At 66.8% G+C, this 17854-nt stretch carries 15 protein-coding genes; 10 read left to right on the forward strand and 5 right to left on the reverse strand.

Features of this window, described 5'->3' with window-relative positions; translation table 11 throughout:
• Positions 1–136: 136 nt before the first annotated feature.
• Positions 137–1075, reverse strand: a complete 939-nt coding sequence (locus AC4LGL_RS08280; protein WP_491839303.1) for a carbon-nitrogen hydrolase family protein — start codon at positions 1073–1075, stop codon at positions 137–139.
• 155 nt (positions 1076–1230) lie between these two features.
• On the opposite strand from AC4LGL_RS08280, the gene AC4LGL_RS08285 reads away from it, so the two are divergent.
• The 3 genes from AC4LGL_RS08285 to AC4LGL_RS08295 are packed head-to-tail and all read left to right on the forward strand — an operon-like array spanning position 1231 to position 3393.
• On the forward strand, positions 1231–2016 hold the full coding sequence (locus tag AC4LGL_RS08285) for an aldolase (RefSeq protein ID WP_491838289.1): 786 nt from the start codon (positions 1231–1233) through the stop codon (positions 2014–2016).
• Positions 2017–2056: 40 nt separating this feature from the next.
• The gene (locus AC4LGL_RS08290) at positions 2057–2941 is read left to right on the forward strand and encodes a dihydrodipicolinate synthase family protein (RefSeq protein WP_491838290.1); all 885 of its coding nucleotides are present in this window, start codon (positions 2057–2059) and stop codon (positions 2939–2941) included.
• An 11-nt stretch (positions 2942–2952) separates the two neighbouring features.
• Complete coding sequence (locus AC4LGL_RS08295; RefSeq protein WP_491838291.1) at positions 2953–3393, forward strand: hypothetical protein; 441 nt, start codon at positions 2953–2955, stop codon at positions 3391–3393.
• Between the two features lie 25 nt (positions 3394–3418).
• Here AC4LGL_RS08295 and AC4LGL_RS08300 read toward each other — a convergent pair whose 3' ends face one another.
• Entirely contained in the window at positions 3419–3895 is a 477-nt protein-coding gene (locus AC4LGL_RS08300) for an RrF2 family transcriptional regulator (protein ID WP_491838292.1), read from the reverse strand.
• A 71-nt stretch (positions 3896–3966) separates the two neighbouring features.
• Here AC4LGL_RS08300 and AC4LGL_RS08305 point away from each other — a divergent pair, with 71 nt between their 5' ends.
• From AC4LGL_RS08305 to AC4LGL_RS08315, 3 genes are all read left to right on the forward strand, one after another.
• Positions 3967–4710, forward strand: coding sequence for an SDR family oxidoreductase (locus AC4LGL_RS08305; RefSeq protein ID WP_491838293.1), 744 nt, complete (start codon positions 3967–3969; stop codon positions 4708–4710).
• A gap of 46 nt (positions 4711–4756) precedes the next feature.
• Positions 4757–6880, forward strand: coding sequence for an ATP-dependent DNA helicase UvrD2 (locus AC4LGL_RS08310; RefSeq protein WP_491839304.1), 2124 nt, complete (start codon positions 4757–4759; stop codon positions 6878–6880).
• A 486-nt stretch (positions 6881–7366) separates the two neighbouring features.
• Entirely contained in the window at positions 7367–7678 is a 312-nt protein-coding gene (locus AC4LGL_RS08315) for a WhiB family transcriptional regulator (protein WP_082448913.1), read from the forward strand.
• 115 nt (positions 7679–7793) lie between these two features.
• On the opposite strand, the gene AC4LGL_RS08320 is transcribed toward AC4LGL_RS08315, so the two are convergent.
• Genes AC4LGL_RS08320 through AC4LGL_RS08330 form a run of 3 tightly spaced genes read right to left on the reverse strand, consistent with a single transcriptional unit; the run spans position 7794 to position 11513 of the window.
• Positions 7794–9128 carry a macrolide-binding ATPase MABP-1 gene (locus tag AC4LGL_RS08320; RefSeq protein WP_491838294.1) on the reverse strand — a complete coding sequence of 445 codons (1335 nt, stop codon included), beginning with the start codon at positions 9126–9128 and terminating at the stop codon, positions 7794–7796.
• A 42-nt stretch (positions 9129–9170) separates the two neighbouring features.
• Entirely contained in the window at positions 9171–10019 is an 849-nt protein-coding gene (locus tag AC4LGL_RS08325; protein WP_491838295.1) for a bacteriocin biosynthesis cyclodehydratase domain-containing protein, read from the reverse strand.
• 60 nt (positions 10020–10079) lie between these two features.
• Positions 10080–11513 carry a zinc-dependent metalloprotease gene (locus AC4LGL_RS08330; protein ID WP_491838296.1) on the reverse strand — a complete coding sequence of 478 codons (1434 nt, stop codon included), beginning with the start codon at positions 11511–11513 and terminating at the stop codon, positions 10080–10082.
• A 91-nt stretch (positions 11514–11604) separates the two neighbouring features.
• Between AC4LGL_RS08330 and AC4LGL_RS08335 the strand changes: the two genes are divergently transcribed.
• From AC4LGL_RS08335 to AC4LGL_RS08350, 4 genes are all read left to right on the forward strand, one after another.
• Positions 11605–12642: a YlbL family protein gene (locus tag AC4LGL_RS08335; protein WP_491838297.1), complete on the forward strand. Its 1038-nt coding sequence runs from the start codon at positions 11605–11607 to the stop codon at positions 12640–12642.
• A 98-nt stretch (positions 12643–12740) separates the two neighbouring features.
• Positions 12741–15746 carry a UPF0182 family protein gene (locus AC4LGL_RS08340; RefSeq protein ID WP_491838298.1) on the forward strand — a complete coding sequence of 1002 codons (3006 nt, stop codon included), beginning with the start codon at positions 12741–12743 and terminating at the stop codon, positions 15744–15746.
• Positions 15747–15774: 28 nt separating this feature from the next.
• Positions 15775–16305: a hypothetical protein gene (locus AC4LGL_RS08345; RefSeq protein WP_491838299.1), complete on the forward strand. Its 531-nt coding sequence runs from the start codon at positions 15775–15777 to the stop codon at positions 16303–16305.
• Positions 16306–16435: 130 nt separating this feature from the next.
• On the forward strand, positions 16436–17830 hold the full coding sequence (locus AC4LGL_RS08350; RefSeq protein ID WP_491838300.1) for an FAD-binding oxidoreductase: 1395 nt from the start codon (positions 16436–16438) through the stop codon (positions 17828–17830).
• The last annotated feature ends 24 nt before the right edge of the window (positions 17831–17854 follow it).

The following is a 17854-nucleotide window of genomic DNA, read 5'->3' on the forward strand; positions in this document are numbered from 1 at the left end:
CTCCTTCTCGATGGTCCGAGCAGTACGCCTCGAATCATAGGACACAATGTGTCATGAAGGAAACATATTGTTTGGCCTGCGGTTGTCGGGGTGAAAAGCGCATGTTTCGACCGGGTTTCGCCCGGTGAAGGTGTTCCTAGGCCGATACCCCCGATGGGGTGCCAGCCACGTTGCGTCGGTACCACGGGCGGCCGTGCCAGCGCTGGTAGTGCCAGACTGTGCTCGGTAGGAGGCCGCGCTTGTGTAACCAATAGCCGCTGGGGGCGGACAGGCCGGGATCCCGGCGGCCGACCGCGATCTCCCCGAGAACCACGCCCTCTCCTTCCTCGGCCCGTCGTTCGGCGACGATCTCGCCGGCGGCCGTGGTGATCATGGTCGAGCCCTCGAAGTGGCCGCGGTAGGTCGCCGGCAACCAGGGCATTGAGCATTCGAGGTTGCCTGCGTGGGCCGCGTGCACGCAGGGTGCACCGATGTAGCGGGAGAACGAGGCCGCCGCTGTGCGCGCGGTGCGACGGTTGTTGTGCTCCATGCGGTCGAACACGGCATGTGGTTGCCACCGGGGGATCGACCACCAGCCCGAGCCGGTCATGAGGAGGTCCACGCGACCCCGCAGGCGTCGGACCGTGTCTGTGCGCATCAGCTCCCAGCACACCGCGGCGCCTACCTGATACCCGGCGGTGTCGATGACGCCGTCGTCGTTGCCGCCCACGTAGAACGCGTTCTCCCACATCGTGGGGAGGTCCTTGTCGTGTCGCCCGATGACGCCGGTCGGATCGGCGAGAAAATACGCGTTGCGGACGTGTCCGTCGGGGTCGCGGCAGAGGAAAGAGCCGCCCACCAGGGCTGAGTGCCGGCGGGCGAGCGTGGTGAGAAGCTGCGTGGCGGGGCCGTCCGGGGGTAACGCTGCGTCGGCCAGCGAGGCCGCGAAGCCGATCCCCGTGGAGAAGAACTCCGGTAGCGCGATGATCCGTGCCCCCGCATGCCCGGCCTCATGGCTGAGCCGCTCGCAGGCGGCCAGGTTGGCCGGAACATCGGCGAGTGTCGCGTCGAGTTGGACTGCCGCCGCCAGGACCATGATCGAACTCTCCTTGGATTGTGAATGCACGGTGGACACATGGTGTCACCTGCTGGCAAGCGTAGCTGGTGCTCAGCAACGTTGACATCAGGACACAAAGTGTCATACGGTAAATCCTTGTGTCGCTGGTTCACCACCGAGAAAGGCAGGCCGAGATGACGACTACGCTTGGTGATTCGAAACAAGTTCTGATGCAGCGTGCCCTCGACGGGTTGTCGACTCATATCGAAGAGTCGACCCTGACGACGCGGCAGAAGCTGGCGTTGACGTGTCGGGCACTTTTCGACGCAGGCCACGACTCCGGCCTGGCCGGTCAGATCACCGCGCGGGCCGGCACGCCCGGTACCTACTACACCCAACGGCTGGGGCTGGGCTTCGACGAGATCTCCGAAGACAATCTGTTGCTGGTCGACGAAGATCTCAACGTCCTCGAGGGCGAGGGAATGGCCAATCCCGCCAATCGATTCCACACCTGGATCTACCGCGCCAGGCCCGACGTCCAGTGCATCGTGCACACGCATCCGTTCCACGTCGCGGCGCTGTCGATGCTGGAAGTCCCGCTGCAGGTATCGCAGATGGACATCGCGCCCCTGTACGACGATTGCGCCTTCCTGGCCGACTGGCCCGGCGTTCCGGTCGGCAACGAAGAGGGCGAGATCATCAGCGCCGCACTGGGGGACAAGAAGGCGATCCTGTTGGCCCACCACGGCCATGTGATCGCCGGAGCGAGCATCGAGGAATCATGCTCGCTGGCGATGCTGATCGAGCGCGGCGCCAAATTGCAACTGGCCGCCATGGCCGCGGGCACCATCGCCGAACTGCCGCCGCGACTGGCCCGCGAGGCCCACGACTGGACGCTGCGGCCCAAACGCAGCCAGGCCAACTTCGCCTACTACGCCCGGCGCGCGCTGCGCAATCACCCCGACGCGCTCACCAGTTGATCCCCGAAGCCAGCTCCAACCGTACGGAAGAAGGACGAACATGACTGCCAACACTGAGATCCACGGAATTCTCGCCTATCCGGTGACGCCGTTCACCGACGACCACCAGATCGACACGGGCAAGCTCGCTGCCCTGGTCGAACGCCTGGTGGCCGGCGGAGCGCACGGCATCGTCCCGCTCGGCAGCACCGGTGAGTCGGCGTACCTCACCGAAGCCGAGTTCGATGCCGTCATCGACACCACGATCGGGGTGGTCGACCGGCGGGTCCCCGTCATCATCGGAGCCTCAGATCTGACCACGGCCAACACCATTCGCCGGGCCCAGTACGCCGAGCGCGCCGGTGCCGACGCGGTGATGGTGCTGCCGATCTCGTATTGGAAGCTGTCCGAACGGGAGATCGCCCAGCACTACGCGGCGATCGGCGCCGCGATCGGGATTCCGATCATGGTCTACAACAACCCGGCGACCAGTGGCATCGACATGCGGCCGGAGCTGCTGGTGCAGATGTTCAACGACATCGACAACGTCACCATGGTCAAGGAATCCACCGGTGACATCACCCGCATGGAGCGCCTGTCCGAGCTCACCGACGGCCGGCTGCCGTTCTACAACGGCAGTAATCCCATGATTCTCAAGGCCTTCAAGGCGGGAGCCAGGGGCTGGTGTACAGCGGCGCCGAACCTGCTGCCGCAGCCGTGCCTGGATCTCTACGCAGCGGCACAGGCCGGAGACTGGACGAAGGCTGAGGCCATCTACACCGAACTCAAGCCCTTCCTGGAGTTCATCGTCGCGGGCGGTCTGCCCACCACGATCAAAGGCGGCCTGGAACTGGTGGGCCAGGGGGTCGGCGTGCCGCGGCTGCCGTTGCTCCCGCTCGATGGCGACGATCGCGAGGAACTGCGCCGGCTCCTCGACGTGTCGTGAGGGGCGGCGGCATGGATCGCGCCATCCCGGCGTTGGGTATTGCCACCGCGACGACGTTGCTCGCGGCCGGGCTGATCTTCCTGCTGGCACTCGCACTCGGAGTGTGGAAGTACCGGCAGATGGCCACTTCCGCGCAGCACGTCGCCCATCCGTATGTCGACATCGCCCATCGTGCGTCGCTGCTGTATGCGTTCGCGACGCTGCTGACCGCGGTGTTCGTCGAACTCAGTGCGTGGCCGGACTGGGTCAACCTGACTGCGGCCATGGTGCTGGTGTTCTTCTTCCTCGCCGCGATCATCAGCTACATCGTCCATGGCGCGCGGCGTGACACGACGAATCAGTTCGAACACCCGAATGCCGGGATGCACGTCTCGATGGCGCTGCTGATCGCCGGTGAGATCGGTGGATTCGCGGTTCTGCTCGTCGGATACGTGGTCGGACAATGGGGCTGAGTTGACCGGGCGGGGCGCGATCCGGCTATGTGCCCCGCCTGCCCAACAACTTTCGGGTGCGGGCCGGCGCCGCGCCCGGGATGTCGGCGAGGATGTCGGCAAGCGTGACGTCGTCGAGGCTGGCCCGCCAAGCCTGGTGCGCCTCAGCCATTTTCACGGCCAGGATGCACTCGTGGCGGCACCAGGCGGCAGGTAGGGCGCCGCGGCCCTGCTGCCGGATCTCGCGGCATTCGTAGGGAGCGGCCGCACCGTCGACGGCTTCGACGATCTGCAGCAGCGTGATGTCGGCTGGTGCCCGCCCGAGGCGGAACCCACCGCGCGGGCCGGTCGTCGCGGTCAGCACGCTCGCACGGGTGAGCGCCTGCAGCTGCTTGGCGAGGTAGGCCGCGGGCAGGTCGAAGTACTCCGCGAGATCGGCGGCCGATGCGGTGGTCCCGGCCTCGAGCTGCGCCAGCGACGTCGCGCAGTGCAGCGCCCACTCCGTGGCCACGGGAAGTTTCACGGCCGTAGTTTATTACAGATATCAAGGACCTATATAGTCCGAGATATCTATCGGCCAGGACAGGAGTCGTCATGCGGATCGCAGTTGCCGGGGCTACAGGGAACATCGGGGCGCGCGTGGTCGCGGCGCTGCAGGGTGCCGGACACGACGTGGTGGCGATGAGCCGCTCGAACGGGGTGGACCTGTCCACCGGGGAGGGTCTCGACGCGGCCCTGGCCGGGGTGCAGGCGGTCGTCGACGCGATCAGTGCGCCGCCCGCGGACCGGGACAGCACCGTGGACTACCTGGGCACCGCCACCCGCAACCTGCTCGCGGCCGAAGCACGCACGGGAGTGGCGCACCATGTGCTGCTGTCCATCGTGGGAATCCACGACATCGAGGGCAATCCGCACTATGCCGGAAAACGCGAGCAGGAGCGGCTGATCGAGGCCGGGTCCGTGCCGTGGACGATCGTGCCGGCCACCCAGTTCCATGATTTCGCCGAGATGGTGGTGAGTTGGACGGAGCAGAACGGGCGTGCCGAAATCGCCCCGTTGCTGGTTCAGCCCATCGATCCCGACGACGTGGCCGCCGTGCTCGCCGAGGTGGTGGTGGGCGACCCGCAGGGCCGCCACGTCGACGTGGCCGGTCCGCAGACCCAGGATCTGGTGGACCTGGCCCGCCGGACCCTGGCGGCGCGCGGGCGTGAGGTGACGCTGGTGCCGACGTGGTCGTCGATCTTCGGGCTGTCGATGTCGGGCAATGTCTTGCTGCCCGGTGAGAATGCCCGCATCGCGCCCACCACCTTCGACCAGTGGCTAAGCCGGCAGCGGTAGGCCGGGGGACACGCCGGGCCCGATGATGTCACCGGTCTCTGACACCATGGACCGCATGCCGTTGGAGGCTCCCTCGCCCGCCTTGGGCGATCTGGACGATGAGCAGCGGGAGGCTGTGCTGGCCGCCCGCGGTCCGGTGTGCGTGCTCGCCGGCGCGGGCACCGGCAAGACCCGCACCATCACCCGCCGGATCGCGCATCTGGTGGCCGGTGGTCACGTCGCGCCCAGTCAGGTGCTGGCGGTGACCTTCACCGCGCGCGCGGCCGGGGAGATGCGGAGCCGGTTGCGCGTGCTGGGCCAGGAGTCGGGGGTGAACACCGCTGCGGTGCAGGCGGTGACGTTTCACGCCGCGGCACGCCGGCAGCTGCAGTACTTCTGGCCGCGGCTGGTCGGCGACACCGGATGGGAGTTGCTCGACAGCAAGTTCTCCGTCGTCGCACAGGCCGCCAACCGGGCGGGTATGCAGACCAGTACTGACGATGTCCGTGACCTGGCCGGCGAAATCGAATGGGCCAAGGCATCTTTGATCACCCCCGAGGCCTACAGCACGGCCGTCGCGAAGACCGGGCGTGACATTCCGTTCGACGCCTCCAAGGTGGCGGCGGTCTATTCGGGCTACGAGGCGCTCAAGGCGCGCCGCGACGGCTCAGCATTGCTGGACTTCGACGACCTGCTGCTGCACACCGCCGCGGCCATCGAAAACGACGCCGCCGTCGCGCAGGAATTCCGCGACCGCTACCGCTGCTTCGTCGTCGACGAGTACCAGGACGTCACGCCCCTGCAGCAACGGGTGCTCGACGCGTGGCTGGGGGAGCGCGACGATCTCACCGTGGTCGGTGATGCCAACCAGACGATCTACTCGTTCACCGGGGCCACCCCGCGGTTCCTGCTGGACTTCTCGCGACGTTTCCCCGACGCCGCGGTGGTGCGGCTGGAGCGCGACTACCGCTCGACGCCGCAGGTGGTGTCACTGGCCAACCGGGTGATCGCAGCCGCACGTGGCCGGATGGCCGGCAGCAAGCTGCATCTGGTGGGGCAGCGCGATTCTGGTCCCGAGCCGACGTTTTCCGAATATCCGGACGAGGTCGCCGAGGCCAACGCCGTCGCCCGGTCCATCAAGAAGCTGATCGAAAACGGAACGGAGCCGGCCGAAATCGCGGTGCTCTACCGGATCAACGCGCAGTCCGAGGTCTATGAGGAGGCGCTCACCGAGGCGGGGGTTGCGTTCCAGGTGCGCGGCGGCGAGGGCTTTTTCAGCCGCCAGGAGATCCGTCAGTCACTGGTAGCGATGCAACGCTTCGCGGAGCGGGACATTCCCGAGGACAACCTGCCCGCCCTCGTGCGTGAGCTCCTGGAACCGCTGGGGTTGACGGCCGAGCCGCCGGCCGGCACCAAGGCGCGGGAACGCTGGGAAGCGTTGACGGCGTTGGCCGAACTGGTCGACGAAGAGGTCGCGGTGCGCCCTGAGCTGGATCTGCGGGCATTGGTCGCCGAACTGCGCCAGCGGGCCGACTCGCGCCACCCACCGGTGGTGCAGGGCGTGACGCTGGCGTCGCTGCACGCCGCCAAGGGGCTGGAGTGGGATGCGGTGTACCTGGTAGGCCTGGCCGACAACACTTTGCCGATCTCCCATGCGCTCGCGCACGGACCCGACAGTGAACCGGTGGAGGAAGAGCGTCGGCTGCTCTATGTCGGGGTCACCCGTGCCCGGGTACACCTGGGGCTGAGCTGGGCGCTGGCCCGGACCCCGGGCGGGCGGCAGGGCCGACGGCCGTCGCGGTTCCTCAACGGCATCGCGCCGCAGCTGCAGAACGGGGCCGGCTCAAGCCCGGACCGGTCGCGTCGTCAGCGAGGACCGGCGCCGCGCTGCCGGGTCTGCAATGCCGCTCTGACAACTCCGCCCGCGATCATGTTGCGGCGCTGCGAAACCTGCCCGTCGGACTTGGACGAGGAGCTGCTCGCCGAGCTCAAGGAATGGCGGCTACGGGTCTCCAAGGAGATGAAAGTGCCGGCCTATGTGGTGTTCACGGACAACACTCTGATCGCCATCGCCGAGTCTCTGCCGACCGACGAAGCCGCACTGGTGGCGCTTCCCGGGATCGGTGCGCGCAAGCTTGAGCAATACGGCCCAGATGTTCTCGAGTTGGTTCGCGGCCGCCAAAATTCGTAAAGATCGTGCCAAAACCGCAGGTAGAAAATAGGTTGTGCGATCTGGCTGTTAGGCTTTAGCCTCGTAACACAGCTCTGGTAACGAGACGGAAGGAGGGTGCCCGCAATGGATAACAACATCGAATTCAGCGGTGTAGCGGTTGCTGGCATGCCGTCGTCCGTGCTCGCCGTCGCCGTTGCCGCGGTTTCCCCGGCAGCCCGTCGGTACGCCGCACCCGCTGCCCCCGCCGCCGGATGGCCGGCCGCCGCCGCTGCTGCTATTGCGCCGCAGCATAAGCGCCGTCCCGCCGCCGCGACTGGCGCGTCCGTGGATCGGAGCCCCTTCTAGGAAGAGCTCCCATCACAGCCAAATGGCCACGGACCCGCAGTCAACCGGATCCGTGGCCATTGTTTTTGGGAGTTGTTCCAACCCTCGAAACCTGGTCGCAGATCCCTCGAAGAGACAGATCGCCGACAACAAACGACCAGGAAGCAGGGGGATAAGCACATGTCCATTGCGATGACCGCTCCGGAGATGAGCGTCGCGCCGGTGACATGCGAAGAGCGGCTGCCGGCGGTGCCATGCCACATCGGGAATCCCGATCTGTGGTTCGCCGAGAGCCCAGTCGATCTGGAGCAGGCCAAGGCACTGTGCGCGGATTGCCCGATCCGTAACGAGTGCCTGGCCGCCGCGCTGGAACGGCAGGAGCCGTGGGGCGTCTGGGGCGGCGAGATCCTCGACCGCGGAACCATTGTGGCCCGCAAGCGGCCGCGTGGCCGTCCGCGGAAGAACGCCGCAGGTAACCCGGCCGCCGCCTAGTGCGGCGGCCGGGGCCTCCGCGTCGGTCCACACGGACGAACCCGCCATTGTCACGCTGGAGTGACGCCCGAAGCCGGGCGTCACTCCAGCGTGACATTCGAGAAGCGAGCGGGGGTCAGGCCGCTTCGTCCGCGAAACCCGGAACCAGTTCGGTGGCAATGGCTTTCACCGGCACATGCGCGTCGAGCTGACAGCACATGGCGATGGTCGAAGCGATCACCCGCAGCGGGATGGCCAGGTTCGGCGGCAGATCGAGCTGGCGGGCTGTCCTGATCTGGGCCACCCAGTTGTCCATCTGACCGGCCGCCATCCGCTGAATCCAACGGCGGTTGTAGTGGAACACGTCGACCTCGATCGGTTCGACGTACTGGCGCAACATGTCGTCGACTTCCTCGATCGAAACCTGTTGGCCCTTCTGGATGAAACCGGCTTCCTCCATGGTGGGCAGCAGCTCGTCGTAGTTCTTGTCCCGAGCCAGCCGGATGCACTCACCCAGAGACGTCGGGAAGCCGTCGGGCAGTGGCGCGACAGCGCCGAAGTCGATGACGCCCATCCGCCCGTCGGGCAGCAACATGAAATTCCCCGGATGGGCATCGCCGTGCATCATCTGCAAGCGCTTGGGCGCGTCAAAGGTGAGCTCGGACAGTCGGGTGCCCATCAGGTCGCGCTGTTCGGGCGTGCCCTCGCGGATGATCACCGACATCGGGATGCCGTCCATCCATTCGGCGATGACGACCTTCGGTGCGCTGGCGACGATGGCCGGAACGCGGAAGTGCGGATCGTCGCGGTACGCCTTGGCGAACGCACGCTGATTCTCGGCCTCGAGCCGGTAGTCCAGCTCCATGTCGGTGCGTTCGATCAACTCGTCGACGATACCCTGGATGTCGACGCCAGGGGCCAGCTGCTTGAACACGCCGACCAGGCGCTGGATCGTCTTGAGGTCCGCGCGCAGTGCCTCGTCGGCACCGGGGTATTGAATCTTGACGGCCACCTCACGGCCGTCGGACCAGACCGCCTTGTGCACCTGGCCGATGCTGGCCGAGGCCACCGGGGTGTCGTCGAAGGAGGTGAACCGCTCCCGCCATTTGGTGCCCAGCTGTGCATCGAGCACGCGGTGCACCTTGGCTGCCGGCAGCGGGGGAGCTTCGCGCTGCAATTTGGTCAGAGCTTCGCGATACGGCTTGCCGTACTGCTCGGGGATGGCCGCCTCCAGCACCGACAGTGCCTGGCCCACCTTCATCGCTCCGCCCTTGAGCTCACCGAGCACGGCGAACAATTGTTGAGCGGCTTTGTCCATCAGTTCGGCGGTGACTTCGTCCTTGGACTTGCCGGTCAGACGCTTGCCGAAGCCTAGTGCTGCCCGTCCCGCCATACCGCCGGCCAGACCGGCCAGCTTCGCATTCCGTGCGACGCTTCCCCGTTTGATGTCGGTCACCAGACCATCATCCACGATGCTCCTGAATGTGCCGCAACTAACTGGCAACATTCGTTTTCAACACGGGCAGTCGGGGTGGCGGGACCAATGTCTGGCAGCGATCGCGTACCCGTCGGCGTCGAGTTCGAGTGTGGTGTTGAGCGTCGGCGGCGCCTCGGGCGCCGGCTGCGCACCGCCAGAATGGCTGACGGCACGGATCACCAGATCGACCTGACGCATGGCCAGGGCCGCGGTGGCCAGGATGGTCGCGCGGCTGGCGCTGCCCACGGCACCTCTGAGCTGGGTGGCCACGGCCGGCCACGCCGCGTCGCGATCGGCGCGGTGCAGATCGGCGCAGTGCAGGCAGCTGGTCTGGCCGGGCACCACCAGCGGCCCCACCAGACCGGCGCCGTCGCGGACCCGCACCGGCAGGTGGGCGATTCCGCCGCGATGCAGTTCTTGCAGCAGCCGCGGGTCGGACATCTGGTAATCGGCCAGCACCACGAGGTCGGTGGAGGCCGCCACGTTCCTGGTGTGCGGGTGCGTGCTGTGCCTGACCCGGGCGCCCGAGCAGCGCAGGCCGTTGGTCAGTAGTTCCGAGAGTGGTCCGCGGCCGTGCACGCGGATGGAGGCCGACCGGGCCGGCCGTGGCGGCGCGGCAGTCAGCGCCGTGAGCATCTCGGCTTCGGTCAATGCGCCGATGAGCTCGTCGATCGCCTCAGCATCGTCGAATGTTCCTGCCGCCATGGCCAATTCGTCGCGGGTTGCGCCCGCTTGCAGTGCCCGCAGCAGATCGGCCAATTGTGCCTGGCTCAGTCCGGCCGGCGGCCGCACCAGTACCGCGCGCCGCGGATCCCAGCCCAACTGAACCGAGTCGTCGGGGCGCAGCAGGATCGGACGGCCTGCGGCGAGCACGTAGCGCGTCATGCGATGACTCTGCCACGGCGGCAGGCACCGCCGTTTCAGTTATCCACAGGCCCGCGAGGGTCAGTTGTCGCTGTCGCCGTCATCCTTGGCGTCGCCGTTGCCACCCTCGCGCTGTTCTTTCTCCAGATCGGCTTCTTTTTCAAGATCAGCCAAAGCCTGTTCGAAGGCACTGTCGATGCCGCTGGTGTCGCCGCCGACCATCCGGTCGATGAAGCCGGCCGGTTCGTCGAGATCGGCCGCGCTCGGCAGCAGGTCGGGGTGTTGCCACACGCTGTCGCGGACATCGGTGCCGACGGCCTCGGTGAGCCGTTCCCACAGCACCGCGGCTTCGCGCATCTTGCGGGGGCGCAGTTCCAGGCCGACGAGCGTGGCGAAGGTCTGTTCGGCGGGTCCACCGGTGGCGCGTCGACGACGGAGCATTTCGGCCAGCGCGGAGGTGCCTGGAATGCGGTCGCCCAGCGCGGCGGTGACGACGGTCTGCACCCAGCCCTCGATGAGGGCCAGCAGGGTTTCGAGCCGTTCCAGGGCGGCTTCCTGTTCGGGTGTGGCCTTGGGCTCGAAGATGCCCTGATTGAGCAGCTGTTCCATCTCCGACGGGTCGCCGAGGGAGGCCGGATTGAACCCGCGGGCGAAGTCCTCGATGCCCGACATGTCGACCTTCATGCCCTTGGCGAAGGCCTCGACGGCGCCGAGCAGCTGGCTCGATAGCCACGGCACATGGCTGAACAGCCGGTGGTGGGCAGCCTCGCGGGCGGCCAGGAAGGTCAGGATCTCGCTGCGCGAACGCTCCAGTCCCTCGGCGAGCGATTCGATGGCCTCGGGCATGAGGGCCGCGACGCCCTTGGGACCCAGCGGCAGGCCGACGTCGGTGGAGGTGAGCACTTCGCGGGACAGCTTGCCCAGCGCCTGGCCCAGTTGGGAGCCGAACGCCATGCCGCCCATCTGCGACATCATCGCCAGCAGCGGGCCGGCCATGCTCTTGGCCTCTTCTGGAAGCGCCGACGCCCACACCGAGGAGATCTGCTCGGCCACCGGGTCACACAGCCGCTTCCAGGTGTCGAGCGTGTGGTCCAGCCAGTCGCTCGGCGTCCACGCCACCGACCTGGTGGTGCCCGCGGGCAGCGGGGTGACCCCGTCGAGCCAGGTCTCGGCCAGCCGTACCGCGTCGGCGACCGCGCCGGTGGTCTTCTCCGGTACCGGGGCGACGAATCCGATCGAGTTGGACGCCAACTGCCGGGCCAGGTCGTAGTTCACCGGACCCGATTGTTTGCCGCCCATGGCTCCACCTGCGCCGCTGAACATCTCGCCGAGCTTGGTGAAGATCTGTCCGAGATCGCCCATGTCGAAGTTGGCTCCGCCCATGCCGAAACCGAACGGATCCGACCCCGGACCTGGCCCGGAGTTGCCGGAACCGGATCCCGAATCGGGGTCGTTCTTGTCTTTGTCTCGGTCGGGGTCGTTCCCGGCGGAGAAGCCGAAGGGCAGGTCAGCCATACCCACAACGGTACTCATGACGAGGTGTCCGGGTGTGCCTGTGGGTCACGCTGTGGGTGAACACGATGGTTCAGGCTTTACTGTGGGCGGCGTGAACAGGCGGATTTTGACGCTGCTGGTTGCGCTGGTGCCGATTGTGGCGTTCGGCGTCCTGCTGTCGGTGGTGACGGTGCCCTTCGTCTCGTTGGGGCCGGGTCCGACGTTCAACACCCTGGGCGAGGTCGAGGGTAAGCAGGTCGTCGACATCAAGAGCACCGAGGGCCCGGCCGATCTGGTCCACCCCACCTCGGGGCACCTGAACATGACCACGGTGTCCCAGCGTGACGGCCTGACCCTGGGCCAGGCGATGGCGTTGTGGATGTCGGGCCGTGAGCAACTGGTGCCGCGCGACCTGGTGTACCCGCCGGACAAATCCAAGAACGAGATCGACGAGGCCAACAACTCGGATTTCAAGCGGTCCGAGGACAGCGCCGAGTACGCGGCGCTGTCGTTCCTGAAGTACCCCGTGGCGGTGACCGTGCAGAGCGTCACCGATCCCGGCCCCTCGGCGGGCAAGCTGCGCGACGGTGACGCGATCGACGGCGTGAACGGGATACCGGTGGCCAACCTCGACGAGTTCCAGGCCATCTTGAAGAAGACCAAGCCGGGCGAGCAGTTGGTGATCGACTTCCGGCGCAAGAACGCCCCGCCCGGGGTCGCGACGATCACGCTCGGGGACAACCCGGATCGGGACTACGGATTCCTGGGCGTGGGTGTGCTCGATGCGCCGTGGGCGCCGTTCGCCATCGACTTCAACCTGGCCAACATCGGCGGCCCGTCTGCCGGCCTGATGTTCAGCTTGGCCGTGGTCGACAAGCTGAGCACCGGTGATCTCAACGACGGCAAGTTCATCGCGGGCACCGGAACCATCACCGGTGAGGGCAAGGTCGGGTCGATCGGTGGCATCACGCACAAGATGCTGGCGGCCAAGGAAGCGGGCGCCTCGGTGTTCCTGGTACCGGCCGACAACTGCACCGAGGCGCGTTCTGCGCCTCAGGACGGCATGGAGTTGGTGAAGGTCGACACCCTGACCCAGGCCGTCGATGCGTTGCACACGATTTCTGCCGGTGGCGAACCGCCTCGTTGCTGAAACCCGCGCGCAGCCTGTGGATGGCTAGAGTTGTAGAAAATCGGGCGGCCCCGTCGGGCATGCCACGAGTCCACCGAGGCTGAAACGGGAGTTCACGAGTGGGGATGCGGCCCGCGGCGAGGATGCCGAAGCTGACGCGACGTAGCCGGATACTGATCGGCCTGGCACTGGTGGCAGTGCTGGCGCTGTTGATCGGGCCTCGGGTCGTCGACGGCTATGTCGACTGGTTGTGGTTCGGCGAGCTGGGGTACCGCTCGGTGTTCACCACGGTGCTGGCCACCCGGCTGATCGTGTTCCTCGTGGTCGGGCTGCTCATCGGTCTGGTGGTGTTCGCCGGCCTGGCCCTGGCCTATCGCACCCGTCCGGTGTTCGTCCCGGCGGCGGGCCCGAACGATCCGGTGGCGCGTTACCGGACCACCGTGTTGGCCCGGCTGCGCTTGTTCGGCATCGGGGTGCCGGTCTTCATCGGCCTGCTGGCCGGCGTCATCGCGCAGAGCTATTGGGTGCGCGTGCAGCTGTTCCTGCACGGCAGTGACTTCGGGATCACCGATCCGCAGTTCGGCCGGGATCTGGGCTTCTACGCGTTCGACCTGCCGTTCTACCGGCTGGTGCTGACGTATCTGTTCGTCGCGACCTTCCTGGCGTTCGTCGCGAATCTGCTGGGGCACTACGTGTTCGGCGGAATCCGCCTCGCCGGTCGCAGCGGAGCGCTGAGCCGCGCTGCGCGCATCCAGCTGATCAGCCTGGTCGGCTTCCTGATCCTGCTCAAGGCATTTGCGTACTGGCTGGACCGCTACGAGTTGCTGAGCAATACCCGCACCGGCAAGCCGTTCACCGGTGCGGGCTATACCGATATCAACGCCGTGCTGCCTGCCAAGCTGATCCTGCTGGCGATCGCCCTGATCTGCGCGGTCGCGGTGTTCTCGGCGATCGTGCTGCGTGACTTGCGGATTCCGGCCATCGGCGTGGTGCTGCTGCTGCTGAGCTCGATGGTGGTCGGCGCAGGGTGGCCGCTGATCGTCGAGCAGTTCAGCGTCAAGCCCAACGCCGCGCAGAAGGAAAGCGAGTACATCAGCCGCAGTATCACCGCGACCCGGCAGGCCTACGGGCTCACCGACGACACGGTGACGTACCGCAATTACGAGAGCAACGGTCAGACCACCGCCGCGCAGGTCGCTGCGGACCGGGCGACCACGTCGAACATCCGGTTGCTCGATCCGACGATCGTCAGCCCCGCGTTCACCCAGTTCCAGCAGGGTAAGAACTTCTACTTCTTCCCGGATCAGCTGGCCATCGACCGCTACGCCGGCTCTGACGGCAATCTTCGTGACTTCGTCGTCGCCGCGCGCGAACTCAATCCGGACCGGCTGATCGAGAACCAGCGCGACTGGATCAACCGGCACACCGTCTACACCCACGGCAACGGCTTCATCGCCTCGCCGGCCAACACGGTGCGCGGTATCGCCAACGACCCCAACCAGAACGGTGGTTACCCGGAGTTCCTCGCCAGCGTCGTCGGTGCCAACGGCAAGGTGGTCTCGCCCGGGCCGGCACCGCTGGACCAGCCCCGGGTGTACTTCGGGCCGGTGATCGCCGATACCTCGGCCGACTATGCGATCGTCGGTAAGAACGGTGACGTCGACCGCGAATACGACTACGAGACCAACACGGACACCAAGAACTACACGTACTCGGGCACCGGCGGTGTGGCGATCGGTAACTGGCTGGCCCGTTCGGTGTTCGCCGCCAAGTTCGCGGAGCGGAACTTCCTGCTGTCCAACGTGATCGGTGAGAACAGCAAGATTCTGTTCAACCGGGATCCGGCCGAGCGGGTGGAGGCGGTGGCGCCGTGGCTGACCACCGACACAAGTGTCTACCCGGCGATCGTCAACAAGCGCATGGTCTGGATCGTCGACGGCTACACCACACTGGACAACTATCCGTATTCGGAGTTGACGACCCTGTCGAGTGCAACAGCCGACTCCAACGAGGTGGCGGTCAACCGGTTGGCGCCGGACAAGCAGGTGTCCTACATCCGCAACTCGGTCAAGGCGACCGTCGATGCCTACGACGGCACGGTCACGCTGTACGCCCAGGACGAGCAGGATCCGGTGCTCAAGGCTTGGATGAGCGTGTTCCCCGGGACGGTCAAGCCGAAGGCGGACATCTCTCCGGAACTGCAGGCGCACCTGCGTTATCCCGAGGATTTGTTCAAGGTTCAGCGGTCCCTGCTGACCAAGTACCACGTCGACGATCCGGTGAAGTTCTTCACCAACGCCGACTTCTGGAATGTGCCGCTTGATCCCAACCCGACGGCAAGCAGCTATCAGCCGCCGTTCTACATCGTCGCCAAAGACTTGGTGAACAACGACGGTTCGCCGTCGTTCCAGTTGACCAGCGCCCTGAACTGGCTGCAGCGCGAGTTCCTGGCCGCCTATGTCAGTGCCAGCTCGGACCCGGCGACCTACGGCAAGATCACGGTGCTGACCATTCCGGGCGAGGTCAAGGGGCCCAAGCAGGCGTTCAACGCGATCAGTACCGATACCGCGGTGACGCAGGACCTCGGTGTGATCGGACGCGACAACCTGAACCGGATCCGCTGGGGCAACCTGTTGACCCTGCCGGTGGCCGACGGTGGATTGCTTTATGTGGCACCGGTTTACGCTTCACCGGGAACCAGCGACGCGGCGTCGACCTATCCGCGGTTGATCCGGGTGGCCATGCTCTACGGCGACAAGGTCGGCTACGGCCCGACCGTCGGTGCCGCGCTGACCGAGCTGTTCGGGCCGGGTGCCGGCGCCACCGCCACCAATGTGGCTCCCACCGACGGCAAGCCGCAGTCTGCCGGGACGCCGGAAGCAGCACCCGCGGCGCCACCACCGGCCAACGCCGACGGCCAGGCGCCGCAGGTCGCCGCGCCCCCGGCCGCGATCCCGCCAGGTGAGTCCGTGCAGCTGTCCCCGGCCAAGTCCGCGGCGCTCAAAGACGTCGAGTCGGCGCTGTCGGAGGCGCAGGATGCGCAACGCAGCGGCGACTTCGGCAAGTACGGGCAGGCGTTGCAGCGCTTGAACGATGCGATGAACAAGTTCAATTCGTCGAAGTAGCGGAGGGCTTCGCAGGCGGGGGTGACTCGTGAGGTCCTGGCTGGCCGTGCTGTTGACGCTGCTGGTGGCAGCGGGGCTCACCGCTTGCCGGACCGGGGAGCGTCCGTGGTCGGATGCGCCGTTCGCCGCCCCGATGCGGCCGGCGTTCGGCGCCCGGGTCACCGACGGCAAGCTGGAGATCTGGATGCCGCCGGGCTGCGCCGGGGTGCGGTCGGTGGAGGTCGGATTTGGATTCGGCCCGAAGCTCGTGTTGACCGATACCTCCGGTACGGCGACTCTCGACCGGTTCACCGTCGGTGGACCTTATCCGGGTCTGGCCGTGACGGAAGCGCCGCCGCCTGACTTCGATTGGCGCACAGAAGAATATTTGTTCCTCGATGTGCAGTCCACGCCCGGGGGATACCCCGCGACCGCTCGGACGGCCGAGGTCGTCGCCGGATCGAACAGTCACCCGGCCGACACCTTCTTCTTCGAAGGCGTCGGTTGGCTCGACGCGGCGGGTGTGGCGGAGAAGGAAGGCAAGGAATTCGCAGGGGTGTGCACGCCGCAAAAGAAGTGATGCGGCTCAGGCCACTAGCCGATCCGCTGCCTCTCTGAGCAGGCCGCCAAGTCAACGCCAAGTCACCTAGGTGATGCTGTGTGGCGAGTATCTTGCACGGACTTTCTGCGCTCATCTTGAGAGGACCCCGATGACCCTGACCGATGTCGCCCACGACGGCCTGGACGACGCGTTGAAGGGCCTGCGAGCCCACGTCGCCGCCCCCGTGGCGCTACCTGGGGAAGCCGGCTACGAACGGGCCACCCCGTGGAATGCGGCGGCCGCTGTCGAGCCTGCCGCGGTGGTGCTGGCGGCCACCGCCTACGACATCGCCAACACCGTGGGCTTCGCGGCGGCCAGAGGTTACCGGGTCGCCGTCCAGGCCACCGGTCACGGCACCATGGCGGTGGCCCGCGACACGATCCTGGTGCTGACCTCTGCGATGACAGGTGTCAGCGTCGATCCGGTGGCGCGTACCGCACGGGTGGCGGCCGGGGCCACGTGGCAGCAGGTGCAGGACGCGGCTTCCCCGCACGGTCTGGCCGGGCTGGGCGGTTCAGCCCCCAGCGTGGGCGTCGTGGGGTTTCTCACCGGCGCAGGCATCGGGCCGTTGGTCCGCACTTTCGGGCTGTCGTCGGACTACGTGCGATCGTTCGAGTTGGTCACCGGGGCGGGGGAGTTGCTGCGTGCCACGCCGGAGGAGAACGCGGAGTTGTTCTGGGGGCTGCGCGGCGGAAAGTCGACGCTGGGTATCGTCACCTCGGTCGAGATCGATTTGCTGCCCATCGCTGAGTTCTACGGTGGCGCGGTGTATTTCGATGGTGCCGACGCCGGCGTTGTGCTGCGCGAGTGGGCGGGATGGTGTGCCGAGCTGCCCGATTCGATCTCGACATCCATTGCACTGCAACAGCTCCCGCCGATGCCCGGAGTTCCGGAACCGTTGGCCGGCCGCTTGACCGTGGCGGTGCGGTACGCAGCCCTTGGCGATTTCGCCGAGGCTGAGCGGTTGCTGGCGCCGATGCGCGCAGTCGCGACCCCGGTGCTCGATACCGTCGCGGTGATGCCCTATGCCGCCATCGGCGCCGTGCACGCCGACCCGGTGGATCCGATGCCGATCTTCGAGCATCACACGCTGTTGCGGGAACTGACCGCGGAGACGGTCGAGGTGCTGCTGGCCGCGGCCGGGCCGGATTCGGGCTCGGTGCAGACGATCGTGGAAGTCCGGATGCTGGGCGGGGCGCTGGCCCGTGAGGGCCGGCACCGCAGCGCGTTCTGCCATCGCGACGCCGCCTTCGCGGTGAGCACCATCGGGGTCCTGGTGCCCCCGATTGCCGATGCCGTGGTGCCGCAGGCCGGAGCGCTCATCGTGGCGCTGTCGCCATGGTCCAGCGGCGGCCAGCTCGCCAATTTCGCACCGTCCGAGGACGCCGGGCGGGCCGCCCGGGTCTATGACGAGGACACCCAGCACTGGTTGGCTGCACTGGCCGACCGGCACGATCCGGCAGGGGTGTTCCGGTGCGGTCAGGTGGTGCGTTTTGTGGGCTGATTTCCGGTCGTTTTCGGGCCGGAA

Source organism: Mycolicibacterium arcueilense, assembly GCF_058536225.1.